General features: G+C 72.5%; 24 protein-coding genes, 1 pseudogene and 1 riboswitch. Of the genes and pseudogenes, 13 read left to right on the forward strand and 12 right to left on the reverse strand.

Annotated features, from left to right (window positions below; all coding sequences use genetic code 11):
* Positions 1–10 precede the first annotated feature (10 nt).
* The 3 genes from sdhA to ACFYXU_RS03880 all read left to right on the forward strand — a co-directional run bounded on the left by sdhA (position 11) and on the right by ACFYXU_RS03880 (position 3,179).
* Entirely contained in the window at positions 11–1,765 is a 1,755-nt protein-coding gene (gene sdhA / locus ACFYXU_RS03870) for a succinate dehydrogenase flavoprotein subunit (protein WP_329854278.1), read from the forward strand.
* The gene (locus ACFYXU_RS03875) at positions 1,765–2,523 is read left to right on the forward strand and encodes a succinate dehydrogenase iron-sulfur subunit (protein WP_030318427.1); all 759 of its coding nucleotides are present in this window, start codon (positions 1,765–1,767) and stop codon (positions 2,521–2,523) included. Before sdhA ends, ACFYXU_RS03875 begins: the two co-directional genes overlap by 1 nt.
* An 83-nt stretch (positions 2,524–2,606) precedes the next feature.
* On the forward strand, positions 2,607–3,179 hold the full coding sequence (locus ACFYXU_RS03880; protein ID WP_389456400.1) for a hypothetical protein: 573 nt from the start codon (positions 2,607–2,609) through the stop codon (positions 3,177–3,179).
* A 46-nt stretch (positions 3,180–3,225) separates the two neighbouring features.
* Here the strand turns inward: ACFYXU_RS03880 and ACFYXU_RS03885 are convergent, their stop codons facing one another.
* Positions 3,226–3,771: a MarR family winged helix-turn-helix transcriptional regulator gene (locus tag ACFYXU_RS03885; RefSeq protein WP_389456402.1), complete on the reverse strand. Its 546-nt coding sequence runs from the start codon at positions 3,769–3,771 to the stop codon at positions 3,226–3,228.
* An 86-nt stretch (positions 3,772–3,857) separates the two neighbouring features.
* Here ACFYXU_RS03885 and ACFYXU_RS03890 point away from each other — a divergent pair, with 86 nt between their 5' ends.
* Positions 3,858–5,081: an MFS transporter gene (locus tag ACFYXU_RS03890; RefSeq protein ID WP_376507741.1), complete on the forward strand. Its 1,224-nt coding sequence runs from the start codon at positions 3,858–3,860 to the stop codon at positions 5,079–5,081.
* Positions 5,082–5,100: 19 nt separating this feature from the next.
* On the opposite strand, the gene ACFYXU_RS03895 is transcribed toward ACFYXU_RS03890, so the two are convergent.
* On the reverse strand, positions 5,101–5,865 hold the full coding sequence (locus ACFYXU_RS03895) for an alpha/beta fold hydrolase (protein WP_376507740.1): 765 nt from the start codon (positions 5,863–5,865) through the stop codon (positions 5,101–5,103).
* Positions 5,866–5,991: 126 nt separating this feature from the next.
* Between ACFYXU_RS03895 and ACFYXU_RS03900 the strand changes: the two genes are divergently transcribed.
* From ACFYXU_RS03900 to ACFYXU_RS03910, 3 genes are read left to right on the forward strand one after another with little or no spacing between them, the layout of a single operon-like run.
* A complete protein-coding gene (locus ACFYXU_RS03900) occupies positions 5,992–6,426 on the forward strand; it encodes a hypothetical protein (protein ID WP_329854283.1) in 435 nt (144 codons plus the stop codon).
* A gap of 5 nt (positions 6,427–6,431) precedes the next feature.
* A complete protein-coding gene (locus ACFYXU_RS03905) occupies positions 6,432–6,869 on the forward strand; it encodes a thiol-disulfide oxidoreductase DCC family protein (protein ID WP_376507789.1) in 438 nt (145 codons plus the stop codon).
* 10 nt (positions 6,870–6,879) lie between these two features.
* Positions 6,880–7,635, forward strand: a complete 756-nt coding sequence (locus tag ACFYXU_RS03910; protein ID WP_361396398.1) for a TetR family transcriptional regulator — start codon at positions 6,880–6,882, stop codon at positions 7,633–7,635.
* An 11-nt stretch (positions 7,636–7,646) separates the two neighbouring features.
* Here the strand turns inward: ACFYXU_RS03910 and ACFYXU_RS03915 are convergent, their stop codons facing one another.
* The 3 genes from ACFYXU_RS03915 to ACFYXU_RS03925 all read right to left on the reverse strand — a co-directional run bounded on the left by ACFYXU_RS03915 (position 7,647) and on the right by ACFYXU_RS03925 (position 10,935).
* Entirely contained in the window at positions 7,647–9,200 is a 1,554-nt protein-coding gene (locus ACFYXU_RS03915; protein ID WP_389456405.1) for an ABC transporter substrate-binding protein, read from the reverse strand.
* Between the two features lie 193 nt (positions 9,201–9,393).
* Positions 9,394–10,671 (reverse strand): metallophosphoesterase, encoded by a 1,278-nt coding sequence (locus ACFYXU_RS03920; protein ID WP_389456407.1) that lies wholly within the window; start codon positions 10,669–10,671, stop codon positions 9,394–9,396.
* Between the two features lie 18 nt (positions 10,672–10,689).
* Positions 10,690–10,935, reverse strand: a complete 246-nt coding sequence (locus ACFYXU_RS03925; protein ID WP_361396408.1) for an SCO4848 family membrane protein — start codon at positions 10,933–10,935, stop codon at positions 10,690–10,692.
* A gap of 238 nt (positions 10,936–11,173) precedes the next feature.
* On the opposite strand from ACFYXU_RS03925, the pseudogene ACFYXU_RS03930 reads away from it, so the two are divergent.
* Positions 11,174–11,899, forward strand: a pseudogene (locus tag ACFYXU_RS03930) (D-alanyl-D-alanine carboxypeptidase family protein); the annotation flags it as partial.
* 340 nt (positions 11,900–12,239) lie between these two features.
* Here ACFYXU_RS03930 and ACFYXU_RS03935 read toward each other — a convergent pair.
* A complete protein-coding gene (locus ACFYXU_RS03935) occupies positions 12,240–13,250 on the reverse strand; it encodes a YhjD/YihY/BrkB family envelope integrity protein (RefSeq protein ID WP_389456409.1) in 1,011 nt (336 codons plus the stop codon).
* A gap of 227 nt (positions 13,251–13,477) precedes the next feature.
* Here ACFYXU_RS03935 and ACFYXU_RS03940 point away from each other — a divergent pair, with 227 nt between their 5' ends.
* Both ACFYXU_RS03940 and ACFYXU_RS03945 read left to right on the forward strand, forming a co-directional pair.
* The gene (locus ACFYXU_RS03940; protein WP_389456411.1) at positions 13,478–14,875 is read left to right on the forward strand and encodes an FAD-binding protein; all 1,398 of its coding nucleotides are present in this window, start codon (positions 13,478–13,480) and stop codon (positions 14,873–14,875) included.
* On the forward strand, positions 14,872–15,627 hold the full coding sequence (locus ACFYXU_RS03945; protein ID WP_389456413.1) for a decaprenylphospho-beta-D-erythro-pentofuranosid-2-ulose 2-reductase: 756 nt from the start codon (positions 14,872–14,874) through the stop codon (positions 15,625–15,627). Before ACFYXU_RS03940 ends, ACFYXU_RS03945 begins: the two co-directional genes overlap by 4 nt.
* Before the next feature lie 53 nt (positions 15,628–15,680).
* Here ACFYXU_RS03945 and ACFYXU_RS03950 read toward each other — a convergent pair whose 3' ends face one another.
* From ACFYXU_RS03950 to glyA, 3 genes are all read right to left on the reverse strand, one after another.
* Positions 15,681–16,271 carry a 2'-5' RNA ligase family protein gene (locus ACFYXU_RS03950; RefSeq protein ID WP_389456415.1) on the reverse strand — a complete coding sequence of 197 codons (591 nt, stop codon included), beginning with the start codon at positions 16,269–16,271 and terminating at the stop codon, positions 15,681–15,683.
* A 95-nt stretch (positions 16,272–16,366) separates the two neighbouring features.
* Positions 16,367–17,380: a tryptophan--tRNA ligase gene (trpS, locus tag ACFYXU_RS03955; RefSeq protein ID WP_376507733.1), complete on the reverse strand. Its 1,014-nt coding sequence runs from the start codon at positions 17,378–17,380 to the stop codon at positions 16,367–16,369.
* 284 nt (positions 17,381–17,664) lie between these two features.
* Entirely contained in the window at positions 17,665–18,933 is a 1,269-nt protein-coding gene (glyA, locus tag ACFYXU_RS03960) for a serine hydroxymethyltransferase (RefSeq protein ID WP_389407426.1), read from the reverse strand.
* Between the two features lie 63 nt (positions 18,934–18,996).
* A riboswitch (ZMP/ZTP riboswitch) is annotated at positions 18,997–19,087 on the reverse strand.
* Positions 19,088–19,194: 107 nt separating this feature from the next.
* On the opposite strand from glyA, the gene rocD reads away from it, so the two are divergent.
* Together rocD and ACFYXU_RS03970 are read left to right on the forward strand one after the other, a co-directional pair.
* A complete protein-coding gene (rocD, locus tag ACFYXU_RS03965) occupies positions 19,195–20,400 on the forward strand; it encodes an ornithine--oxo-acid transaminase (RefSeq protein ID WP_389456417.1) in 1,206 nt (401 codons plus the stop codon).
* A gap of 238 nt (positions 20,401–20,638) precedes the next feature.
* Positions 20,639–21,331: a polysaccharide deacetylase family protein gene (locus tag ACFYXU_RS03970; RefSeq protein ID WP_389456419.1), complete on the forward strand. Its 693-nt coding sequence runs from the start codon at positions 20,639–20,641 to the stop codon at positions 21,329–21,331.
* Between the two features lie 8 nt (positions 21,332–21,339).
* Here the strand turns inward: ACFYXU_RS03970 and ACFYXU_RS03975 are convergent, their stop codons facing one another.
* Both ACFYXU_RS03975 and ACFYXU_RS03980 read right to left on the reverse strand, forming a co-directional pair.
* Positions 21,340–22,524 (reverse strand): glutathionylspermidine synthase family protein, encoded by a 1,185-nt coding sequence (locus ACFYXU_RS03975; protein ID WP_389407428.1) that lies wholly within the window; start codon positions 22,522–22,524, stop codon positions 21,340–21,342.
* A gap of 15 nt (positions 22,525–22,539) precedes the next feature.
* A complete protein-coding gene (locus ACFYXU_RS03980) occupies positions 22,540–22,845 on the reverse strand; it encodes a hypothetical protein (RefSeq protein ID WP_389456421.1) in 306 nt (101 codons plus the stop codon).
* A gap of 284 nt (positions 22,846–23,129) precedes the next feature.
* On the opposite strand from ACFYXU_RS03980, the gene ACFYXU_RS03985 reads away from it, so the two are divergent.
* Complete coding sequence (locus tag ACFYXU_RS03985) at positions 23,130–23,972, forward strand: hypothetical protein (protein ID WP_389407430.1); 843 nt, start codon at positions 23,130–23,132, stop codon at positions 23,970–23,972.
* A gap of 9 nt (positions 23,973–23,981) precedes the next feature.
* Here ACFYXU_RS03985 and ACFYXU_RS03990 read toward each other — a convergent pair whose 3' ends face one another.
* Positions 23,982–25,394: a PLP-dependent aminotransferase family protein gene (locus ACFYXU_RS03990; RefSeq protein WP_389456423.1), complete on the reverse strand. Its 1,413-nt coding sequence runs from the start codon at positions 25,392–25,394 to the stop codon at positions 23,982–23,984.
* Between the last annotated feature and the right edge of the window lie 37 nt (positions 25,395–25,431).

Here is a 25,431-nt window from a genome sequence, read left to right on the forward strand (position 1 = left end):
AATCCACGTCATGAAGATCCACAAGTACGACACCGTCATCGTCGGCGCCGGCGGCGCCGGCATGCGCGCCGCCATCGAGTCGACGAAGCGCAGCCGCACCGCGGTGCTCACGAAGCTCTACCCCACCCGCTCCCACACGGGCGCCGCGCAGGGCGGCATGGCCGCCGCGCTGGCGAACGTGGAGGAGGACAACTGGGAGTGGCACACCTTCGACACGGTCAAGGGCGGTGACTACCTGGTCGACCAGGACGCCGCCGAGATCCTGGCGAAGGAGGCCATCGACGCCGTCCTCGACCTGGAGAAGATGGGCCTGCCGTTCAACCGCACCCCGAACGGCACCATCGACCAGCGCCGCTTCGGCGGTCACTCCCGCAACCACGGCGAGGCCCCGGTCCGCCGGTCCTGCTACGCCGCGGACCGCACCGGCCACATGATCCTCCAGACGCTGTACCAGAACTGCGTCAAGGAGGGCGTGGAGTTCTTCAACGAGTTCTACGTCCTGGACCAGCTGATCACCGAGGTCGACGGTGTGAAGCACTCCGCGGGCGTCGTCGCCTACGAGCTGGCCACCGGCGAGATCCACATCTTCCAGGCCAAGGCCGTCATCTACGCCTCCGGCGGCACCGGCAAGTTCTTCAAGGTGACCTCCAACGCCCACACCCTGACCGGTGACGGCCAGGCCGCGTGCTACCGCCGCGGTCTGCCCCTGGAGGACATGGAGTTCTTCCAGTTCCACCCGACGGGCATCTGGCGCATGGGCATCCTGCTGACGGAGGGCGCCCGCGGTGAGGGCGGCATCCTCCGCAACAAGGACGGCGAGCGCTTCATGGAGAAGTACGCGCCGGTCATGAAGGACCTCGCGTCCCGTGACGTCGTCTCCCGCTCCATCTACACGGAGATCCGCGAGGGCCGCGGCTGCGGTCCCGAGGGCGACCACGTCTACCTCGACCTGACGCACCTCCCGCCGGAGCAGCTGGACGCCAAGCTGCCCGACATCACGGAGTTCGCGCGCACCTACCTCGGCATCGAGCCCTACACGGACCCGATCCCGATCCAGCCCACCGCGCACTACGCCATGGGCGGCATCCCGACGAACGTCGAGGGTGAGGTCCTCTCGGACAACACCACCGTCGTCCCGGGCCTGTACGCGGCCGGCGAGGTCGCCTGCGTCTCCGTGCACGGCGCCAACCGCCTCGGCACGAACTCGCTGCTCGACATCAACGTCTTCGGCAAGCGCTCCGGCATCGCCGCCGCCGAGTACTCCGCCAAGCACGACTTCGTCGAGCTGCCGGAGGACCCGGAGTCGCTCGTCGTCGCGCAGATCGAGAAGCTGCGCAACTCCACGGGCAGCGAGCGGGTCGCCGAGCTGCGCCGCGAGCTCCAGGAGACGATGGACGCCAACGTGATGGTGTTCCGCACGGAGCAGACCATCAAGACGGCCGTCGACAAGATCGCCGAGCTGCGCGAGCGCTACGAGAACGTGTCCATCCAGGACAAGGGCAAGCGCTTCAACACGGACCTCCTGGAGGCCATCGAGCTGGGCAACCTGCTCGAACTGGCCGAGGTCATGGCCGTCTCGGCCCTGGCGCGCAAGGAGTCCCGCGGCGGTCACTACCGCGAGGACTACCCGAACCGCGACGACGTCAACTTCATGCGCCACACCATGGCGTACCGCGAGGTCGGCGAGGACGGCTCCGAGACCGTCCGTCTCGACTACAAGCCGGTCGTGACGACCCGCTACCAGCCGATGGAGCGTAAGTACTGATGGCTACCCCCGTACTGGACAAGGTCGAGGCGGAGTCCGCCGCCTCCCCGTACATCACGGTCACCATGCGGATCCGCCGCTTCAACCCCGAGGTGTCGGACGCGTCGGTCTGGGAGGACTTCCAGATCGAGATCGACCCGAAGGAGCGCGTCCTCGACGCCCTTCACAAGATCAAGTGGGACGTCGACGGCACGCTGACCTTCCGTCGGTCCTGCGCGCACGGCATCTGCGGCTCGGACGCGATGCGGATCAACGGCAAGAACAGGCTCGCCTGCAAGACGCTGATCAAGGACATCAACCCCGAGAAGCCGATCACGGTCGAGGCCATCAAGGGCCTCACGGTCCTCAAGGACCTGGTCGTGGACATGGAGCCGTTCTTCCAGGCGTACCGGGACGTCATGCCGTTCCTGGTCACCAAGGGGAACGAGCCGACGCGCGAGCGCCTCCAGTCCGCCGAGGACCGCGAGCGCTTCGACGACACCACCAAGTGCATCCTGTGCGCCGCGTGCACGTCGTCCTGCCCGGTCTTCTGGAACGACGGCCAGTACTTCGGTCCGGCCGCGATCGTCAACGCGCACCGCTTCATCTTCGACTCGCGTGACGAGGCGGGCGAGCAGCGCCTGGAGATCCTGAACGACAAGGACGGCGTGTGGCGCTGCCGCACGACGTTCAACTGCACGGACGCGTGCCCGCGTGGCATCGAGGTCACGAAGGCCATCCAGGAAGTCAAGCGCGCGCTCATCACGCGTCGTTTCTGACCGCCTGGTCCGGTGCTCCGGCCCGCTTCTGTACGCTGCGGCGTGCAGGAGCGGGCTTTTTTCTTTGTGGAGGACGGGGACTGATGAGCGAGCCGAACCCTTACGCGGACGGTGAGTACAAGTGGGGGCCGGGGCAGCAGGGCGGGGCGCCCGGGCAGCCCGCGTACGGCTACCCGCAGGACGCGACGCCCGGGTACGGCTACCCGCAGGACGCGACGCCCGGGTACGGGTACCCGCAGTCGCCGCCGCCCTACCAGCCGACCCTGCCCGGTGGCGTGCAGCTGCCACCGCAGCACGGTCCGATGGGCGGCGGGGGGCCCGTGCTGAGCCTCGGTGACATCACGGTGGTCGGCGACCAGATCATCACCCCAGCCGGCAACATGCCGCTCAAGGGCGCGGTGTGGAACGCGATGGACATGTCGCGGACCGAGGAGAAGATGCCGACGGTCGCGATCGTCCTGGCCGTCATCTTCTTCATCTTCTGCCTGCTCGGCCTGCTGTTCCTGCTGATGAAGGAGAAGTCCACGACCGGCTTCATCCAGGTCACGGTGACCAGCGGCGGCCGGCACCACTCGACGATGATCCCGGCGACCGGCCCGGACACCATCCACTGGGTGATGGGACAGCTCAACTACGCGCGCTCGCTGAGCATGTGACGGACGGCGCGCCGTCCGTCGGGCGGTGCCGGCTCCGCGCCGTCCGTCAGGCGTGCCAGGACGGGGTGGGTCCGCCCGACTCGGCCTCGACCATGACCCGGCGCAGCATGTCGTTGAGCAGCTCGCGCTCCTCGGGGCCGAGGACGCCGAGCAGCCGGTACTCCTCGTGGCCGAGGACGTCCATCGCGCCGAGCCAGGTCTCGCGGCCGGAGGCGGTGAGCTCCACGACGACCCGGCGCCGGTCGGTCGTGGACGGGGTGCGCCGGACGAAGCCGCGCTTCTCCAGGACGTCGAGGCGGCCGGAGACGGAGGCGGGGGCCAGATCGAGGTCCTGGGCGAGTTCGGAGGGGGCGGCGCTGCCGCCGCGCCCCGCGAGCTTGTGGAGCGTGTCGAACTCGTGGCGCTCCAGGTCGAAGTCGACGAGGGACTGTTCGCGGACCCGGCGCAGATGGACCGAGAGCTTCTTCATGCGGGTGACGGCGCCCTCGACGACGGGGTCGAGGCCGGGCAGGACGGGCTGCCAGCGGGCGACGTGGTCATCGGTCCAGTCGCGCGGCGCACGGGGGGCACGCGGTTCCTCGGGGGTCGCCATGGGGTGATCGTACGTGGGCGCGGGCACTCTTCCCTCCCGAAGTACTTCGTTGACGAATTATTCGTTACCGAAATACTCTGCGTGTCATGCCCACGGCTCCCGCGCACCCCGCCGCACCCCCGTCCGTCCGCCACCCCCTGCGCAGCCGGTCCTTCCGCCTCCTCTTCGCCGGCCGCGCCCTCTCCCTCCTCGGCGACGCCGCCATCCCCGCCGCCCTCGCCCTCGCCGTCCTCGAAGCCACCGGCTCCACCTCGGCGCTCGCCCTCGTCCTCGGCTGCGCGATGGTCCCCAAGCTGCTCCTGCTGCCGGTGGGCGGAGTGGTCGGCGACCGCTTCGACGCCCGCACGGTCGCACTCACCACGGACCTCGTCCGCTGCGCCACCCAGCTCCTCGTCGGCGTCCAGCTGCTCGGCGGCTCCCCCAGCCTCGCCGTCCTCGCGGTCTCCGAGGCGGTCGGCGGCGCGGCCGGCGCCTTCGCCATGCCGACCGTCTCACCTCTGGTGAAGGGCACGGTGGAGGCGGACGCGCTGCACCGGGCCAACGCGGCGATGGGCGTCGCCCAGAGCGCCACCCGCCTCGCCGGACCCGCGCTCGCGGGCACCCTCGTGCTGACCGTGGGCGCCGGCTGGGCGTTCGTCCTGGACGCCGCCACCTTCGCCGTCAGCGCCCTGCTGCTGACCGCCGTCCGGGTGAAGCGGATCCCGATCCCGCGCCGCTCGCTGCGCGCGGACCTCGCCGAGGGCTGGCAGGAGGTCCGCTCCCGGGACTGGTACTGGACCAGCCTCATCGGCCACAGCGCCTGGAACGGCGCCGCCGCCGTCCTGATGACCCTCGGCCCCGCGATCGCCGTGCGGCAGCTCGGCGGCGGCACCACCTGGGTCGTCCTCCTCCAGGTCGGCGCCGTCGGCTTCCTCCTCGGGGCGCTGCTCGCCGACCGCGTCAGCCCCCGGCGCCCGGTCCTGACCGCGAACCTCGGCCTCGCCACCTACGCGCTGCCGCTGGTGCTGCTCGCCCTCGCCGCGCCCGCGCCGCTGACGATCGCCTCCTACGGGCTCGCGCAGGCCGGGCTCGGCTTCCTCTCCCCCGTGTGGCAGACCGCCGTGCAGCGCGCCGTGCCCGCCCACGCGCTCGCCCGGGTCACCTCGTACGACTGGCTGCTCTCCCTGGCCGCCATGCCCCTGGGGTACGTCCTCGCGCCCGCCGCCGCCGCGGCGTGGGGGCCCGAGGTGCCACTGCTCGCCGCCGCGGTGGTGGTCGGCGGCTGCTGCCTGGGCACGGCCCTGGTGCCGGGGGTGAGGCGGTTCCGCTAGGGCGTGTCGTCGAAGGGTCCTAGGAGACTTCGGAGAGGAAGGCGAGGAGCAGCCGAGCGGTCTCGTCCGGGCGCTCCAGGGCGGGGAGGTGGCCGGCCCAGTCGAGGTCCACGCGGCGGGCGGAGGGCAGCAGGCCGCCGAGCTCGTCGGCTGTCGCCCGGAAGTCGGGCAGGTCGTGGGCACCGACGGCCACCAGGGCGGGGGCCTGGATCCCGGCCAGGTCGTCGTGCGTGACCTCGGGCTCGACCGGGTGGTTCTCCTCCGCGGCGGCGAGCTGGAGGTCGAAGGCGCGACGCTGCCCGTCGCGCACGAGGGCTCGGGCGGCGTCCGAGGCCTCGGGCCCGAGCCAGGTGTCGACGTTGAGCTCGACGGCGGCGTCGAGGTCGCCCGCCTCGATGAGCGCGTCCTCGCGGGCGCCCCAGGCCCGCAGGTCCTCGCTCGGGGCCATGCCGGGCTTCGCGGCGCCCAGCAGGGCGAGCGCGGAGACGCGTCCGGGGTGCAGGGCGGCGAGTTCGAGGGCGACCCGGCCGCCGAAGGAAGAGCCGACGACGGCGGCGCGGTCGGCGCCGAGGTGGTCGAGGAGCTCGCGCACGTCCTCGGCGTGGGTGTGCGGGGCATCGATGGGGGTGTCCCCGAAACCGCGGAGGTCACAGCGGACGACACGGTGCCCCGCCCCGGCCAGCGCGTGGAACTGCCCGTCCCACATCCGGCGGTCACAGACCCCGGAGTGCAGAAGGACAACGGTCGAGGGGCCGGTGCCGGCCAGATCATGAGCGAGCGTCATTCGAGCGACTCTATGCGCCGACACACGGACCGACCAGTCTCTTTCCACCCGTCACTTGAACACGTTCAAGAACAGGTCTACAGTCATGACTGCCAGCTTTTGAACGCGTTCAAGGGAGCGTGGGGCATGGACCTCACTGTCGTCGCGTACATCGTCTACCTGCTGATCAGCGTCGCCCTCACCATCTGGGTCGCCCGCACGCTCAGCCGCAACGGAAAGATCTTCCTCGCCGACGTCCTGCACGGGAACGAGAAGCTCGCGGACGCCGTCAACCACCTCCTCGTGGTCGGCTTCTACCTCGTCAACTTCGGCTTCGTCGCCCTCTACCTGAGCCAGGACGCCGCCGTCCTCGACGCCCGGGCCCTCTTCGAGGCCCTCTCCGTCAAGCTCGGCGTGGTCCTGCTCGTCCTCGGCGTGATGCACCTCGCCAACGTGTACGTGCTCAACAAGATCCGCCGCCGCGGCGTCATGGAGCGCGAACAGGTGCCGCCCGTCCGCCCGCAGGGCTGGACCGCGGCCCCCAAGGCCGGCCCCTGGACCCCGCCCGCCCCCCAGGCGTGAGCACGGTGTCCACCCCGGCCCGCCCCACGACCCCGGTGGGACGCCTGACCGTGCTGTACGACGCCGACTGCCCGCTCTGCGTGCACCTGCGGCACTGGCTGCTCCGCCAGCGGCAGCTCGTCCCGCTGGACCTCGTACCGGCCGGCTCGCAGCAGGCACGGCACCTCTTCCCGGCCCTCGACCACGCCACCACCCTGCGGGAGATCACCGTGATCGGGGACCGGGGCCAGGTCTACCGGTCCACCTCCGCCTGGATCGTCTGCCTCTGGGCCCTCGCCGAGCACCGGCCCCGGGCCCACTGGCTGGCCACCCCCGCAGGACAGCCCTTCGCCCGGATGACCGTCCTCGCGGCGGCGAAGTGGCGCGAGGCCCTCAGGGAACCGGGAGCGGACGCCCGGTCCTGCGCGACCGGGCACTGCGGGCCGCCCGGGCCGCCCCGTTAGGCTCGGCCCTGTGAAGGACGTGAAGGAAGAGAAGACGGCCGACGAGAAGAAGGCCCCCAAGAGCGAGCAGACCCGCACGCTCATCCTCGAGACCGCGCTCCGGCTCTTCAAGGAGCGCGGTTACGACAAGACGACCATGCGGGCCATCGCCCAGGAGGCCGGGGTCTCCGTCGGCAACGCGTACTACTACTTCTCGTCCAAGGAGCACCTGGTCCAGGGCTTCTACGACCGGATCGCCGAGGAGCACCAGGCCGCCGTCGAGCCCCTCCTGACCGGCCCCGAGAAGGACCTCACCGCCCGGATCCGCGGGGTCTACCTCGCCTGGCTCGACATCGCGGGGCCGTACCACGAGTTCGCGGCCCAGTTCTTCAAGAACGCCGCCGACCCGGACAGCCCGCTCAGCCCCTTCTCCCCCGAGTCCGAGGGCCCGCGCGAGGCCGCGATCACCGTGCAGCGGCGGGTCATCTCCGGCGCCTCGGTCAAGGTCGACCCGGAACTGAAGGAGGCCCTCCCGCAGTTGCTGTGGCTCCAGCAGATGGGCCTGGTGCTGTTCTGGGTGTACGACCGCTCCGAGGGCGCGGCGAACAGCCGGCGCCTGGTGGAGCGCCTCGCGCCGGTCACCGCCCGCGCGATCTCCCTCTCCCGCTTCCGGATCCTGCGCCCGCTGGTCAAGGAGACGCACGAGCTGCTCGCCGACTTCATGCCGACGGCGGCCGGGATGGCGGCCTCGGGCAGGCCCAAGAAGAAGGCGAGCCCGAAGCCCTAGCCGGGGCCCGGCTAGATCCAGCCGAGCTCCCACAGCCGCCAGATGCCGGTGCCGTCCGACAGGTACTGGGAGCCGGCGACGGCCTCCGTCGACAGGACGTAGTCCTTCTTCTGCCAGAGCGGGACGAGCGGGACGTCGGCGGCGACCTGGCTCTGGATCTCCTTGAAGTCGCCCGTCGCCCGGCCCCGGTCGCTGTACTGCTGCGTCGAGGCGATCAGGCTGTCGATCCGCTTGCTGGAGAAGCCGTTGTGCAGGGTGTTCTCGGTGCCGACGAGCGGAGCGGTGAAGCTGTCGGAGTCGGGGAAGTCGGGGAGCCAGCCGACGGGATAGACGTCGTAGGCGCCCTTCGCGTACCCCTTCTGGAAGCTCTGCCAGTCGGCCTCGACGACCTTGACCTCGAAGAGGCCGGTCTCCTCCAGCTGCCGCTTGATCTCGGCGGCCTCGGCGCCGTAGGTGGCGTCCTTGCGGTAGCCGTACGTGAACTTCACCGGCGTCGAGATCCCGGCGTCCTTCAGGAGCGCCTTGGCCCTTTTCCCGCTCGGCTCCGGGTACACGTCGAAGAAGGCGGTGCTGTGGCCGACGAAGCCCTGCGGGATGAGGGAGTAGAGCGGCTCCACCGTGTCCTTGTAGGCGCCCTCGGTGATCGCGGGACGGTCCAGGACGGCGGCGACGGCCTGGCGCACGGCCTTGTCCGCCATGACCGAGCCGGGCCGGACGTTGAAGTTGAGGTTGCGGATCTCGGCGCTCTCCGCCTCGGTGACCCGGGTGCCGTCGTTGGTGTCCAGCTTCGCGAGGAAGTCCGGCGGGAGCTGGCGGTGCGTCACCTGGACGTCCTTCGCCTTCCACGCGTTCGCGAGGTCCTCGGACTGGCCGTAGTACTTCACGAGGACCGTGTGACCGGTCTTCGTGACGGCGCCCTTGTACCTCGGGTTGGGCTCCAGGAGCGCGGACTCGCCCTCCTTGTACTCCTTGAGGACGTACGGACCCGAGCCGTCGACCGCGTTGCCGCCGCGCAGCGCGTTCGCCGGGTACAGGTCCTTGTCCACGATCGAGCCCGCGCCCGTGGCCACCTTCAGCGGGAAGGTGGCGTCACGGCCGCTCAGGTGGAAGGTGACGGTCCGGCCCTCGGCCGAGACGCTCTTCAGCGTCGGGAAGAGCGGCTGCGGACCGACGTCCGCCTTGATGCGCAGCATCCGCTCGAAGGAGTACGTGACGTCCTCGCCGGTGATCTTGCGCCCGTTGGCGAAGGTGAGGTCGTCGCGGAGCACGCACTGGTACGTGGTGAGCTTCGTGCCCACGAACTTGCAGCTCTCGGCCGCGTCGGGAACGGGCTGGCTCAGGCCCGGCTTGAACGTCATCAGCGACTGGAAGACGTTGCTGTACATCGCCCAGGAGCCGGCGTCGTAGGCGCCGGCCGGGTCGAGTGAGGTCACTTCGTCGGTCGTGCCGACGGTGATCGGATCGGTCCGGACGCCGTCGGAGGGCAGCAGTTGCCAGCCCCCCACTCCGGCGGCCACCAGTACTCCACAAGTGATGAGGATCCGCAGACGGACCGTCGACCGCATTGCCGTGCTTCCTTTTTTTGGTACCACCCCTGATGCGACGGCCCCCGGAAACGTCGCGATGGCTGCATCCCATCACACGGATTTCACAAGCGGAAGGAAAAACTTTCACACCACATGTATATGTCCGGGATATGCGAATTTAAGTCGATGAGCGGCCCGTATCGCTCTCGGCGCGGGGAGTGACGTCGCCCGATCAGGCCTGTTTCGAGGCGAGTTCGACGATCGTGATGTCGGAGGGCGCGCCGACCCGGACCGGCGGCCCCCAGGCGCCGGCGCCCCGCGAGACGTACAGCTGGGTGTCCCCGTACCGCTCCAGGCCCGCGACGGTCGGGTTGGCCAGTTCGGCGAGGTAGTTGCCGGGCCAGAGCTGACCGCCGTGGGTGTGGCCGGAGAGCTGGAGGTCCACGCCGTGGCGCACGGCGTCGTCGATCACCACCGGCTGGTGCGCGAGGAGCACGGCGGCCCGGGCCCGGTCGCGGTCGCCGAGGGCGCGTACGAAGTCGGGGCCGTGGCCCTCGCTCTCCCCGGCGACGTCGTCGACGCCGGCCAGGTCGAAGCCGGCCGGGACCTCCACGCGGGCGTTGCGCAGCGGGTGCAGGCCGAGCTCGCGGACGTGGTCGACCCAGGCGTCGGCGCCCGAGAAGTACTCGTGGTTGCCGGTCACGAAGAAGGAGCCGTGCCGGGCGCGCAGCCCCGCGAGCGGCTCGGCGGCCGGGCCGAGGTTCTCGACGGTCCCGTCGACGAGGTCGCCGACGACCGCGATCAGGTCGGGCTGGGTGGCGTTGATCGTGTCCACGATCCGCTGGGTGTGGGCGCGGCCCAGGATCGGCCCGAGGTGGATGTCGGACACGACGGCGATCCGGTACCCGTGCGCGGCGCGCGGGATCTTGGCGAGCGGCACGGTGACCCGCTTGACCCGCGGCCCGCGCAGCACGCCGTACGTGCCGTACCCGACGGTCCCGAGGGCGACGGCGGCGGCGGACCCCCCGACGACCCGCGCCACGAACAGCCGCCGGGAGACGTCGGCGGCGGGGGGCTCGGGCGGGGCTTCGGGCTCCGGGGCGGGCGTCTCGGGTACGGAGGCGGCCTCGGGCTCCGGCGATCCGGCCTGGGTCACGGCCTCGGGCGGCGACCCGGCCTCGCGCGCGGAGGCGCGGCGGCGCGCCCGGGCGAGCAGGAGGGGCCGGACCGCCTCACCGACGAGCAGGGCCAGGACCAGGTACAGGAGCACGGCGAGCCACAGGAAGCCGGGCCAGGCGACCGCCTGCTGGACCGGGAAGGGCGCACCGGCCCGCGAGGAGACCAGGGCGGCGAGCGAGAGCAGCGGCAGGACGACCACGACGGTCGTGCCGAGCCGCCTCGCCAGACCTCCGGGCGCGGTCACGTCCCGCACCAGGCGCCGCCACACGTACCAGTGGACCGCGCCGAGCAGCGCGAGCACCACGACCAGGACCAGCAGAAACACGACCACGCCCCCGGAACCCCTCGTCTACGCGTCCGCGCGACGCGCGGCACGCACCCCACGCAACCCGATCGCGCCGATCACCGTCCCCAGGACAAAGGACGTGACGGCGAGCAGCAGATGAACCCAGAAGTAGGCCGTCGGGTCTCCGGCGTCGTCGAAGGCGAGGCCGCTCCCGTCGTTCCAGAGGTTCTTGACGAAGGTGACCCAGATGAACCAGGACCACACCCCGAACGCGAGCAGGAACCAGGAGACACGGCGGCTGAGCTTCATGACCCCAGTATCACCGTCGGTCCCACGGCCCCCGCTTCCGGGTGGAGGGGCGGGGGCGAAGCGCCTGCCGGAGTTCGGTTCCGTTGGGCGTACCTGTACGTTCTCGACCGTGTCTGCTTCGAAGAAGACCGCTTGGGCGGTCGCCGCTGCTGTGCTCCTGCCACTCGTCACCGCCGCGCCCGCGGCCCACGCCGACGGGAAGGACGGGAAGGACAAGCAGCCCAAGCCGCCCGCCGTGATGTCGACGGTCGGCGGGGCCCAGCTCAGCAGGCCGGGGACGCAGGTGCGGCTCCTGCCCGGCGCCCCGGTGCTTCCGAAGGAGCTGTCCGGGCGGTCCTGGATCGTCGCGGACGCCGAGAGCGGCCAGGTCCTCGCCGCGCACAACGCGCACTGGCGGCTCGCCCCGGCCTCCACGCTCAAGATGCTCTTCGCGGACACCCTGCTGCCGAGCTTCTCCACCCGGACGCAGAACCACCTGGTCACCGGCCAGGACCTGGCCGGCATAGGGGCGGGGTCCAGCCTCGTCGGCATCAAGGAGAAGCAGACCTACAGCGTCCGCGACCTCTGGCTCGGCGTCTTCCTCCGCTCCGGCAACGACGCCGTGCACGTGCTGACCAGCATGAACGGCGGTCTCATCAAGACCGTCGGCGAGATGAACGAGCACGCGGCCGACCTCCAGGCCCTCGACACCTTCGTGGTCACGCCGGACGGCTACGACGCCCCGCACCAGGTCTCCTCCGCGTACGACCTGACGCTCATCGCCCGCAGCGGCCTTCAGAAGCCGGACTTCCGCGACTACGCCGCGACGCCCCGGGCCGCCTTCCCCGGCGAGGCCAAGCCGGGCAAGAAGCGCGAGACCTTCGAGATCCAGAACACCAACCGGCTCCTGACCGGTGACATCGGCGTCGCCCCCTACCCGGGCATCGCCGGGGTCAAGAACGGCAACACCACGCACGCGGGTGCCACCTTCACCGGAGTCGCCGAGCGCAACGGCCGGGTCCTGCTCGTCACCGTCATGAACCCCTCCTCGGAGGAGCAGCACGCGGTCTACCGGGAGGCCGCCCGGCTGCTCGACTGGGGCTTCGCCGCGTCCGGGAAGGTGACGCCGGTCGGCGAGCTGGTGGCGCCGCGTTCGGCCGTGACGACGCCGCCCGGCCAGGACGAGGGCACGGTCCCCGCGGCCGGCAAGGGCACCCCGGAGGGTCCGGTCCACGCGACCGCCGCCGGGCGGTCCGGCGGGGTCGGCATCGCGCTGGGCGTGGCGGGCGGGGTCCTCGTCCTGCTGGCCGCGGCCGTCTTCCTCGTCAACCGGCGCTGGCCGCGGGCCGCGTCGGCGGCACGTCGCCGCCGTCCGGAGACGGACCCGGAGTCCGAGGAGTCCCAGGAGCAGGGCTCGGGGTCTCAGGAGACCGACTCGGGGTCTCCGGGGCAGGGTCCGGGGTCTCCGGAGCGGCGGGAGTCGTCCTCGGACGTGAGTTCGTAGCCGTCCAGGCCGCGCAGAACAGCAGGAGCTTCGCGGTGAAGTTGATCCAGAGGAGCAGGGCGATCGGCACGCCGAACGCCCCGTACATCGACTTCGCCGCGACGCCCTTCATGTAGCCGCCGAGCAGCAGCTTCAGCAGTTCGAAGCCGATCGCGCCCATGAGTGCCGCGACCACGAGGTCCCGGCGGCGCGGTTCGACTCCCGGCAGCAGCGTCAGCACGTACAGCAGGATCAGGAAGTCGGCGACGACGCCGACGAGGACGGCGGCCGCCTGGAGCAGATAGCCGCCCGCTCCCTCGCCGGAGATGCCGAGGTGGTCGGCGCTCCAGCCGACGGCGGTGGACCCGAGCCAGGACGCGGCGAGCGAGGCGAGCGCGACGCCGCCGAGGCCGACGAGGACGAGCCCGTCCTTGCCCTTGAGGAGGATCGGGTTGCCCTCGACGGCTTCGAGGCCCCAGACGGCGCGCAGGCACTCCCGCATCGAGCCGACCCAGCTGATGCCGGTGAGGAGCAGCAGGGCGCCGGCGACGAGTCCGACGGTGCCGGCGTTCGCGACGAGCCCGCCGATGTCGAGCTGGTCGGAGATGCCGGGCACCTGGTCGGCGAGCTTGTCCTCGATCGTGTCGAGCTGGTCGCGGCTGAGGAGCGCGGCGCCGATGGCGGCGGCGACCGTGATCAGCGGGAAGAGGGCGAGGAAGGAGATGAAGGTGATCGCGGCTGCGAGGCGGGTCCAGTGGGCTTCGTCGAGGGTCTCGTACGAGCGCCACGCGTGGGTCCGCATGAAGCGGGCCACCCACGGGCCGATGACGGGGAGTTTGGTCAGCCAGTCCATGTCGTACGTCTTCTCCTCCGCCGTCGGATCAACCGGGTACGAGAATCTCCCGTCGGAGCCCGCATGCCCGCGACCGACATTCCGTACGCCGCGGCCCGTACGGGGCCGATGACGGCGGCCCAGGCCGTCCCGCCGCCACCTTTCCCGACACTCCTTTAATCACCCCTTTCGACGAACCGCCCGCCAATACCGGCATAAGCCACAGAACCGGCTATACGGTCACCCTCATGGCTGTCGAGACCCGTGTCCTGGACGACGACTGCGAGGCGATCACCGGCTGGGGCCGCACCGCCCCCACCCTCGCGCGCCTGCTGCGCCCCCGGGGACACGCCGAGGCCGTCGAGGCCGCCCTCGCCTGCGGGCCCCGCGGCGCCGTCGCCCGGGGGCTCGGCCGTGCCTACGGCGACGCCGCGCAGAACGCCGGCGGCACCGTCCTCGACATGACCGGTCTCGACCGGATCCTCGCCGTCGACACCGCCGCCGGGTTCGTCGTCTGCGAGGCGGGCGTCAGCCTGCACCGGCTGATGGAGACCCTGCTGCCGCTCGGCTGGTTCGTGCCGGTCACCCCCGGCACCCGGTACGTGACCGTCGGCGGCGCGATCGCCGCCGACGTCCACGGCGGGAACCACCACGTCTCGGGCTCCTTCGGCCGTCACGTCACGGCGCTCGAACTCCTCACCGCCGACGGCGAGATCCGGACCGTGACGCCCGGGACCCCGCTCTTCGACGCCACCACCGGCGGCATGGGCCTGACCGGCGTGATCCTCTCCGCCACCCTGCGGCTGCTGCCCGTCGAGACCTCCCTCCTGCGCGTGGACACCGAACGCGTCCCCGACCTCGACGAGCTGATGGCCCGGCTCACCGCGGGCGACCACGCGTACCGCTACTCGGTCGCCTGGATCGACCTGCTCGCGCGCGGCTCCGCCACCGGCCGCGCCGTCCTCACGCGCGGCGACCACGCCCCGTACGACACGCTGCCCCGCCGCCACCGGGCCCGCCGCGCACCGCTCGCCTTCCGGCCGGTCCGGCTGCCCGCGCCGCCGCCGCACCTCCCCGGCGGGCTCCTCGGCCGCGCCTCCGTCGGCCTCCTCAACGAGCTCTGGTACCGCGGGGCGCCGCGCGCCACGACCGGCCGCCTCCAGTCCGTGCCGGCCTTCTTCCACCCGCTCGACGCCGTCCCGCACTGGAACCGGGTGTACGGGCCCGGCGGCCTCCTCCCGTACCAGTTCGTCGTCCCGTACGGGCGGGAGGAGACGCTCCGGCGGATCGTGCGGCGCCTCGCGGACCGGCGCTGCCCGTCCTTCCCCGCCGTCCTGAAACGGTTCGGCGCGGCCGATCCCGGTTGGCTCTCCTTCCCCCTCCCCGGCTGGACGCTCGCCCTCGACCTCCCCCTCGGTCTCCCCGGCCTCGGCCGCTTCCTCGACGAGCTCGACGAGGAGGTCGCGGGTGCGGGCGGCCGGGTCTACCTCGCCAGGGACTCCCGGGTCCGGCCGGAGCTTCTGGCCGCGATGTATCCGCGCCTCGACGAGTTCCGGGAGCTGCGCGCCGCGCTCGACCCCCGGTCCGTCTTCACCTCGGACCTGGCCCGCCGTCTCCGTCTCCAGCCCTCCAGGAGCTCCCGTTGAAGGACGCCTTCGGTGCCCCGCAGTCCCTGCTCGTCCTCGGCGGCACCTCCGAGATCGGGCTCGCCACCGCCCGCCGGCTGATCGCGCGCCGCACCCGTACGGTCTGGCTGGCCGGCCGCCCCTCCCCCGCGCTCGCGGCCGCCGCCGACTCGCTGCGCGCGCTGGGGGCGGAGGTCCGCACCGTACCCTTCGACGCGCTCGACACCGCGTCGCACGAGGAGCGCCTCGGGAAGGTCTTCACCGAGGGCGACATCGACATGGTGCTGCTCGCGTTCGGGGTCCTCGGCGACCAGGCGCGGGACGAGTCCGACCCGGTCGCGGCGGTCCGGGTCGCGCAGACCAACTACACGGGCGCCGTCTCGGCGGGTCTGGTGTGCGCGGGCGCGCTCCAGGCGCAGGGGCACGGTTCGCTGGTGGTGCTCTCCTCGGTGGCGGGCGAGCGGGCCCGCCGCGCGGACTTCATCTACGGCTCGTCGAAGGCGGGGCTCGACGCCTTCGCCCAGGGCCTCGGGGACGCGCTGCACGGCACGGGGGTGCACGTCATGGTCGTACGGCCCGGGTTCGTGCGGTCGAGGATGACGGCCGGGCTCGCCCGGGCGCCGCTCGCGACGACCCCGGAGGCGGTCGCGGGCGCGATCGAGCTGGGCCTGCGGCGGCGTTCGGAGACGGTGTGGGTGCCGGGGGCGCTGCGGATGGTAATGGCGGCCGTGCGGCACGTACCGAGGCCGCTCTTCCGGCGCCTGCCGGTGTGATCGACGGCTGCCGGTGCGATCGACGGCTGCCGGTGTGATCCTCCGGACCCGCGCTACGCCGTCGGCGTCGGGGTGTCCACCGGGCTGCCGCCCTGCGCGGGGACGGCCGAGATCGGGCGGCCGCTGCCGAACTCGTAGTCGTACAGCTTCCGCCAGACCCCGTCCGGGCCCTGCTCGTACAGCGCGAAGGAGCGGCAGGTCCAGGCCGCCTCGTACCCGGCGAGCTCCTCGTACGCCCGGTCCATCCCCTCCTCGGAGATGCCGTGCGCCACGGTGACGTGCGGGTGGTAAGGGAAGTGGAGCTCGCGCACCAGGGGTCCGGCCTCGTCCCGGATCCGCTGCTGGAGCCGGTTGCAGTGGGGCACGCCCTCGGCGAGCTTCACGAAGACGACCGGGGAGAGCGGGCGGAAGGTGCCGGTGCCCCGGAGGCGCACCGGGAACGGCTCGTGGTCGGCGGCCACGTCCGCGAGGTGCGCCTCGATCTCCGGCAGCCGCTCCTCGGGGACCTCGGTCGGCGGGACCAGGGTGACGTGCGTGGGGATGCCGTACGCGGCCTGGTCCCCGAAGCCGGCGCGCCGCTCCTGGAGCAGGCTGCCGTAGGGCTCCGGGACCGCGATCGAAACGCCGAGCGTTACGGTCCCCACGTCGTTCTCCTCCGTCGTCCTTCGTCGGGTCGGTGTGCGGTGGTGCAGCCGCCAGTGTGCGGCCTGCACCACCCTCGTGGCCAGGGTCCTCGGACTCAGTGCTTGGCGGGCAGGAAGCCCATCCGGTCGTACGTCTGGGCCAGCGTCTCCGCGGCGACCGCGCGGGCCTTCTCGGCTCCCTTGGCCAGGACCGAGTCCAGCGTCTCCGGGTCGTCCAGGTATTCCTGGGTGCGGGCCCGGAAGGGCGTGACGAAGTCCACCATGACCTCGGCGAGATCCGTCTTCAGCGCGCCGTACATCTTGCCCTCGTAGCTCTTCTCCAGGTCCTCGACCGAGGTGGCGGTGAGCGTGGACATGATGGTGAGGAGGTTGGAGACGCCGGCCTTGTGCTCCGGGTCGAAGCGGATCACCGTGTCGGTGTCGGTGACCGCGCTCTTGACCTTCTTCGCGGTGGCCTTCGGGTCGTCCAGGAGGTTGATCAGGCCCTTCGGCGAGGACGCCGACTTGCTCATCTTGATCGTCGGGTCCTGGAGGTCGAAGATCTTCGCCGTCTCCTTGAGGATGTACGGCTTCGGGACCGTGAACGTCTCGCCGAAGCGGCCGTTGAAGCGCTCCGCGAGGTCGCGGGTCAGCTCGATGTGCTGGCGCTGGTCCTCGCCGACCGGGACCTCGTTGGCCTGGTAGAGCAGGATGTCCGCGACCTGGAGGATCGGGTAGGTGAAGAGGCCGACGGTGGCGCGGTCGGCGCCCTGCTTGGCGGACTTGTCCTTGAACTGGGTCATGCGGGAGGCCTCGCCGAAGCCGGTGAGGCAGTTCATGACCCAGCCGAGCTGGGCGTGCTCGGGGACGTGGCTCTGGACGAAGAGGGTGCAGCGCTCCGGGTCGAGGCCCGCGGCGAGCAGCTGGGCGGCGGCGAGCCGGGTGTTGGCGCGGAGCTCGGCGGGGTCCTGCGGGACCGTGATCGCGTGCAGGTCGACGACCATGTAGAAGGCGTCGTGGGTCTCCTGGAGGGCGACCCACTGGCGGACGGCGCCGAGGTAGTTGCCGAGGTGGAACGAGCCTGCGGTGGGCTGGATTCCGGAGAGCACACGGGGACTGTCAGAGGCCATGCACATCATTCTCTCAGGTGCGGGAGGCGATCCCCGACTGCCGGTGGGCCGAGGGGCGTCGGCGCTCCGCCCGGAGCGGCCGCGGACCGCCGCCGATGAGACCAGGAACACACCGGGGGCGGGCGCTCGGTGACGTATCGGGAGGCCGGCCGCGGGGGCGGCGGTGGGCTCGGGCGCGGGCGCCGGGCAGGCCCTCGGTGACGTGCCGGGCGTCTGTGACGGGCCGTCCCCTCGGCGACCTGCCGGGCGCCGGTGCCGGACGCGGCACCGGCGTCCGGCGGCCGTCAGACGGGCAGGCCGGGGGCCGGGTGGGCGGCCATCAGGTCGGCGACCTCGGCGCGGACGGCGCGCAGGGCGTCCTCGTCGCCGGTGCCGGCGGCGGTGACGGCGCGGTCGATCCACTCGGCGACCTGGTCCATGTGCTCCGCGGTGAGGCCGCGGGAGGTGAGGGACGGGGTGCCGATGCGGATGCCGGACGGGTCGAAGGGCTTCCGGGGGTCGTAGGGGACGGTGTTGTAGTTGACGACGATCCCGGCGCGGTCGAGGGCCTTCGCGGCGATCTTGCCGGGGACCCGCTTGGGGGTCAGGTCGATCAGGATCAGGTGGTTGTCGGTGCCGCCGGAGACCAGGTCGAAGCCGCGCGCGAGGAGCGCCTCGGCGAGGGCCCGGGCGTTGGCCACGACGGCGTGGGCGTAGTCGCGGAAGGCAGGCTGGGAGGCCTCGCGGAGGGCGACGGCGATGGCGGCGGTGGTCTGGTTGTGCGGGCCGCCCTGGAGGCCGGGGAAGACGGCCTTGTCGAGGGCCCTGGCGTGCTCCTCGCGGGACATGAGCATGGCGCCGCGCGGGCCGCGGAGGGTCTTGTGGGTGGTCGTGGAGACGACGTCCACGTGCCCGACGGGGGACGGGTGGGCGCCGCCCGCGATCAGGCCGGCGATGTGGGCGACGTCGGCGACGAGCACGGCGCCGGACTCGCGGGCGATCTCGCCGAAGGAGGCGAAGTCGATGGTGCGGGGCAGCGCGGTGCCGCCGCAGAAGATGACCTTCGGGCGCTCCTTGAGGGCGAGCTCCCGGACCTCGTCGAAGTCGATGAGACCGGTGTCCTGGCGGACGCCGTACTGGACGCCGCGGAACCAGCTGCCGGTGGCGGAGACGCCCCAGCCGTGGGTGAGGTGGCCGCCCATGGGCAGGGCCATGCCCATGACGGTGTCGCCGGGCTGCGCGAAGGCGAGGTACACGGCGAGGTTGGCCGGGGAGCCGGAGTAGGGCTGGACGTTGGCGTGGTCGACGCCGAAGAGGGCCTTGGCGCGCTCGATCGCGAGGGTCTCGACCTGGTCGACGTTCTGCTGGCCCTCGTAGTAGCGGCGGCCGGGGTAGCCCTCGCTGTACTTGTTCTGGAGGACCGTGCCGGAGGCTTCGAGCACGGCGGCGGAGACGTAGTTCTCGCTGGGGATGAGCCGCAGGGTCTCGGCCTGGAGCCGCTCCTCGGCGCCGACGAGGGCGGCGAGCTCGGGGTCGGCCGCGGTGAGCGCGGGGTGCTGCGCGGGGTCGGTCATGGTCTGTCCTCCGGGCGTTCGGCGGAACGGTCCCGGGGCTGAGGTGCGCACGGGACCTGGGGCCCGTGATGCCCAGGCGAGCGGCACCTCGTGTGGTGGAGCGCGCACGGCTTCCCCGGGGTCGCTTCCCCGTACGCCAGTCGCCGTGCGTGATTCCAGGGTAGCTGGCGTGCCGTCGCCGAGGTTTCCCCGTCCGGCATACGAGCGACGATAAGAAAGGGGCCATACGTACCCCCGAGCCGCAGGACGAACGGAGATCCCGTGTCGAGGACAGAAGACGCGATCGCTGCCGCGGACGCGCACAGCGCGCACAACTACCACCCCCTTCCGGTCGTCGTCGCCTCGGCGGACGGGGCCTGGATGACCGATGTCGAGGGCCGCCGCTACCTCGACCTGCTCGCCGGGTACTCGGCGCTCAACTTCGGGCACGGCAACCGGCGTCTGATCGACGCGGCGAAGGCGCAGCTGGAGCGGGTGACGCTGACCTCGCGCGCCTTCCACCACGACCGGTTCGCCGAGTTCTGCGCGCGGCTCGCGGAGCTGTGCGGCAAGGAGGCGGTGCTGCCGATGAACACGGGGGCGGAGGCGGTCGAGACGGCCGTGAAGACCGCCCGGAAGTGGGGGTACGAGGTCAAGGGCGTGCCGGACGGGCACGCGAAGATCGTGGTGGCGGCGAACAACTTCCACGGCCGGACGACGACGATCGTGAGCTTCTCGACGGACCACGAGGCGCGGGACCACTTCGGGCCGTACACGCCGGGGTTCGAGATCGTGCCGTACGGGGACCTGACGGCGATGGAGGCGGCGGTCACCGAGAACACGGTGGCGGTGCTGCTGGAGCCGATCCAGGGGGAGGCGGGGGTCCTGGTGCCGCCGGCCGGCTATCTGGCGGGGGTCCGGGAACTGACGCGCCGGCGGAACGTGCTGTTCATGGCGGACGAGATCCAGTCGGGGCTGGGCCGGACGGGGCGGACGTTCGCGTGCGAGCACGACGGCGTGGTGCCGGACGTCTACATCCTGGGGAAGGCGCTGGGCGGCGGGGTGGTGCCGGTGTCGGCGGTGGTGGCCGACCGTGACGTGCTCGGGGTGTTCCGGCCGGGCGAGCACGGGTCGACGTTCGGCGGGAACCCGCTGGCGTGCGCGGTGGCCCTGGAGGTGATCGCGATGCTGCGGACGGGCGAGTACCAGGAGCGGGCGGCGGAGCTGGGCGAGCACCTCCACGCGGAGCTGGGGCTGCTCGTGGGCGGCGGCGCGGTGGAGGCGGTGCGGGGCCGCGGGCTGTGGGCGGGGGTCGACATCGCGCCCGCGCGGGGCACGGGCCGGGAGATCTCGGAACGGCTGATGGAGCGGGGCGTCCTGGTGAAGGACACGCACGGGTCGACGATCCGGATCGCTCCGCCGCTGGTGGTCTCGAAGGAGGATCTGGACTGGGGGCTGGAGCAGTTGAGGGGAGTTCTCTCGGAGTGACGGGGGCCGCGCGGGCGCCGTGACGGGGCCCGTCGGGCCCGGCCACGGAAGGGACGGCCCCCGTCCCCCACGGTCCCGGCCACCAAAGCGACGGGGGTCCCGGCGACGGACCGGAGGGGTCCCGGCGACGGACCGGAGGGGTCCCGGCCGTGGACCGGCGGGATCCGGTTCCGGGTGGGCGGTCCGGGGGCAACTCGGCTCATTGACACGGCACTTGGTCTAGGCCAATGATGCCGCCATGCCGAGACTCCGTCTGCGTCGCGCCCCGCGTGCCGCGCTCGCCGCCCTCGTCCCGCTCGCGCTCCTCGGCGCGTTCGCCGGACCCGCGCACGCCGCCCCGGCGGCCTGGCCCGAGCCCGTCCCGGTGGTCTCCCGCGTGGAGACCACCGACCCGGTCGTCTTCATCACCCTCGACGACGGCTGGAACCACGACCCCGCCGCGGCGCGGCTGCTCCTCGACCGCCGGGTGCCCGCCTCGCTGTTCCTGCTCCCCGGCGCGTACGCGTACGACTCCGGCTACTTCCGCACCCTGCTCGACCAGGGCCGCTCCCGCGTCGAGAACCACACCGTCGACCACCCCGACCTGACCGCGCTGGACGCCGAGGGCCAGAAGGCGCAGGTGTGCGGGGCCCGGGACCGGCACCTCGCGCAATTCGGCGACGGCCCCCGGCTGCTGCGCCCGCCGTACGGCACGTACGACGCGACCACCCGGACCACCGCCCGCGCCTGCGGTGCGAAGGCCCTGGTGACCTGGACGTACGACCTCACGACCTGGGGCGGGTGGACCCCGCCGACCCCGGCCCTCAGGCCCGGCGACATCATCCTGCTGCACTTCAACGAGACGGTGACGCAGGATCTGGAGCGGGCCCTGGACGCGGCCCGGGCGGCGGGCCTGACGCCGGCGCCGCTGCGCGACTACGTCCCCGAGTAGGACGCGCCTCAGAGGATCACGTGCGGGAGGAAGCGGGCGTACTCGTCGGTGACGGGTCCCGCCGACTCCCGGATGCCGAGCCCCGCCGCCTCGTCCTCGACGACCCACGCGCCGAGCACCACCCGGTTGCCGTCGAAGTCGGGCAGCGGGGCCAGCTCCTGGTAGCAGCAGGCCTCCCCGTCCCGGACGAACGGCGCCGTGCCGGCCTCGTGCAGGGTGATGCCCGCGCCCTCGCGGCCGAGCAGCGGCTTGGCGACCCAGCCGGTGGTCGCGGCGAGTTCGCGCGGCCCGTCCAGGTACGCGGGGAGCAGGTGGGGGTGGCCCGGGTTCAGCTCCCACAGGATCGCGAGCAGCGCCTTGTTGGAGAGCAGCATCTTCCAGGCGGGCTCGATCCAGCAGGTGGTGCCGGTGCCGCCGCCGTTGTCGAGGGTGTCCAGGACGTGCCGGCCGAAGCGGTCGGTGGTGAGCCACTCCCACGGGTAGAGCTTGAAGCAGCTGCGGATGAAGCGGAGCCGGTCGTCCACGAAGCGCCGCGAGAGCCGGTCCCAGCCGATCCGCTCGACGGACAGCGCCTCGGTGTCGAGTCCGGCCTGCTGGGCGGTCTCGCGCAGGTACGCGACCGTCATCAGGTCCTCGCCGAGCTCGTCGCCGTCCGAGTGGGCGAAGTGCACGGGGCCGGGCGGGAGCAGCGGTGCCTGCCGCCGCCAGGCCTCGACGAGCCGCTCGTGGAGCGAGTTCCACTGGTCGGCGCCGGGGAACCGTTCCTCCATCCAGAACCACTGCGGGCTCGCGGCCTCGACGAGCGAGGTGGGGGTGTCGGCGTTGTACTCCAGCATCTTCGCCGGGCCGGTGCCGTCGTAGCGCAGGTCGAACCGTCCGTAGAGCGAGGGGAGTTCGGCCCGCCGGTGCCAGGACTCGGCGACCAGGCCCGCCAGCTTCGGGTCGGTGATCCCCAGCTCGGCGAAACGGTCCTTCTCGACGATGTGCGCGGCCGCCGCGAGGCTCAGCGCGTGCAGTTCCTCGACGACCTCCTCCAGTGCCTCGACCTCGGGCAGCGAGAAGGAGTAGTACGCGCTCTCGTCCCAGTACGGGCGCAGCGAACCGTCCGGGTGGCGGGTCAGCGGGTAGACGAGCCCCTGCTCCTCGACCGTCTCCTGCCAGCCGGCGCGGGGTGCGATGGTGTGGCGTTCCACGGTGCCGGTCCCGCCTCAGCCGCCGCCGGTGCCGGAGCACCCGAAGCCGCCGGTGTCGACGGCCTTCCGGTCGAAGCTGCCGCCGCTGACGCGCTTGTCGCGGACGGAGCCTCCGTAGTAGTACGAGCCGCGGTGGGTGGAGCCGTTGTCGTCGTCGTCGTCGTCGCTGCCGCCGCCGCTCCGGCACTCGTAGCTCGGCAGTTCCTCGCGGGTCAGCGGGTCGACGCACCGCTTGTCCGGTTCGGAACCGCACGCGGTGATCGTCGCCGCGAGCACACCCATCCCGCCGAGCACGACCGTGCTCGACCTCAGCCTGCGCATGTCTCTCGCCTTCCCCTCACCGTCGCGGCCACCTGGCGACCCCGTCGCGACCGCACAGTGTAGGCCGGTGATTTCCGGCCGCACGCCCCTAGGGGGCGTCTTGTCGATCGGGCCGGGCTCGCGGCGTCCGGCACCGCGCCTCGCCGCGTTGGCGGCCGAGGAGGAGGGAGGCATGGCATAGCCATGCCTCCCTCCTCCGCCTTGCGATGCACGGCACCGGACGCCGCTCCCTGATCCGGCCCGATCGACACGACACCCCCTAGAGTCGCTTCGTGCTCCTTGGGATGATTTGCGCGCTGGCCTCGTCCGTCTGCTTCGGCGCCGCCTCGGTCCTCCAGGCGATGGCGGCCCGGGCCGCCGAGCCGGGGACGGGCAGCGGGGTCGACGTCGCGCTGATGTGGCGGGCCCTGCGGCAGTGGCGGTACCTCGCCGGTCTCGGGATGGACGGTCTCGGCTTCGTCCTCCAGATCGTGGCCCTGCGGACGCTGCCCATCTACGTGGTGGGCGCGGCCCTGGCCGCGAGTCTGGCGGTGACCGCGGTCATCGCCTCCCGGGTGCTGCGGGTGCGGCTGAGCCGGGTGGAGTGGGCCGCCGTGGGCGTCGTCTGCCTGGGGCTCGCGATGCTGGCGCTCGCCTCCGGCAAGGAGGGCCACCGGGAGCCCTCCGAGGTGCTGGACTGGGCGCTCCTGGTGATCGCCTTCGGGGTCCTGCTGGTCGGCCTGGCGGCGGGCCGGCTGCCGGAGAAGCCCCGGGCGCTGGTCCTCGGGCTCGGGGCGGGCATCGGCTTCGGGGTGGTGGAGGTGGCGGTCCGGCTGATCGACGGCATCGACTTCACCGACCCGGTCTGGTACGCGCTGCTGGTCGGCGGCGGGGCCGCCTTCCTGCTGCTGACCTCGGCGTTGCAGCGCGGCTCGGTGACCACGGCGACGGCCGGCGCGGTGCTGGGCGAGACGGTCGGTCCGGCGATCGTCGGGGTGGCCTGGCTGGGGGACAGCACGCGGGAGGGGTTCGGCTGGCTGGCGGTCACCGGCTTCGCGGTGGCGGTGGCGGGCTCCCTGACACTGGCCCGCTTCGGCGAGGCCCCGGCCCCGGAGCCGGGCCGCGACCCGGCGGCGGAGACCCCCTGAGGACGCCCGTCACGGGAGCACCCCGCACAGCGCCCCGAGCGCGCCCTGCCAGCCGCTGTCCGGCGGCGTGGCGTAGCCGACGACGAGGCCGTCGAGGGTGGGCGGGACCGTGGGGCGGCGGAAGGTGTTGACGCCCTGGACGGCGAGGCCGCGCCAGGCGGCGGCCCGCAGGGTGGCCTGTTCGGTGCCGGGCGGCAGGGCCAGGACGGCGTGGAGCCCGGCGGCGATGCCGCTGACCCGGGTCTCCGGCGAATGCGCGGCGACGGCCGCCACCAGCTGGTCGCGGCGGCGGCGGTAGCGCAGCCGCATCGCCCGTACGTGCCGGTCGTACGCTCCCGAGCGCAGGAACTCGGCGAACGCCAGCTGGTCCGGGGTGCTCGACGACCAGCCCACGGCCCCCTTCGCCTCCGCCACCTCCACCGCCAGGTCCCGCGGCAGGACCATCCAGGCCAGGCGGAGCCCGGGGGCGAGGGACTTGCTCGCGGTACCCAGGTAGGCGACGCGCTCGGGGTCGAGGCCCTGGAGCGCGCCGACCGACCTCCGGTCGTAGCGGAACTCCCCGTCGTAGTCGTCCTCCAGGACGAGGCCGCCGGAGGCGCGCGCCCAGTCGACGACCTCCGCCCGCCGGTCCGGGGGCAGGGCGCCGCCCAGCGGGTACTGGTGGGCGGCCGTCATCAGGACGGCCCCGCACCCGTCGAGGCCGGCCAGCTCCCCGGTCCTCGTGCCGCGTTCGTCGAAGCCCAGGACCGGCGTGCCGAGCCCGGCCCGGCGCAGCAGGCCGTCGTGGAGGTCGAGCCCGTACGACTCGATGGCCACGTCCCGCACGCCCCGGGCGCGCAGCACCTGGCCGATGAGCATGAGGCCGTGCACGAAGCCCGCGCAGATCACGATCCGTTCGGGCCGGGCGTGCACGCCCCGGGCGCGGGCGAGGTACTCGGCGAGCGCGGTGCGCAGCTCGGGCCTGCCGCGCGGATCGCCGTACCCGAAGGCCTCGTTGGGGGCGTCGGTGAGCGCCCGGCGGTAGGCCTTGAGCCAGTCGGCGCGCGGGAAGGAGGCGAGGTCGGGGGTGCCCGAGTTGAGGTTGTGCACGGGCGTGGCGGGGCGGCGGCGGACGGTGCCGGCCGACGGCGGGACGGCGGCGGCCGGGGGGCGGGGCGCGGTCCGGCGGGCGACGCGGGTCCCGGAGCCCTGCCGGGCGGTGAGCCAGCCCTCGGCGACGAGTTCGGCGTAGGCGTCGGCGACGGTGTTGCGGGCCATGCCGAGGTCGGCGGCGAGGGACCGGGAGGACGGCAGGCGGGTGCCGGGAGCGAGCCGCCCGCTGCGGACGGCCTCCCGCAGCGCGTCCATGAGGCCGGCGCGGAGCCGGGTGCCGCGGAGTTCCAGATGGAGGTCGGCCCCGAAAGTGGCCCAGTCACTCGCCATGGAAATGGACCATACCGGTGTGCCATCCGCTTCGTAC

Source organism: Streptomyces sp. NPDC002232 (assembly GCF_042890295.1).
Classification (GTDB): Bacteria; Actinomycetota; Actinomycetes; order Streptomycetales; family Streptomycetaceae; genus Streptomyces.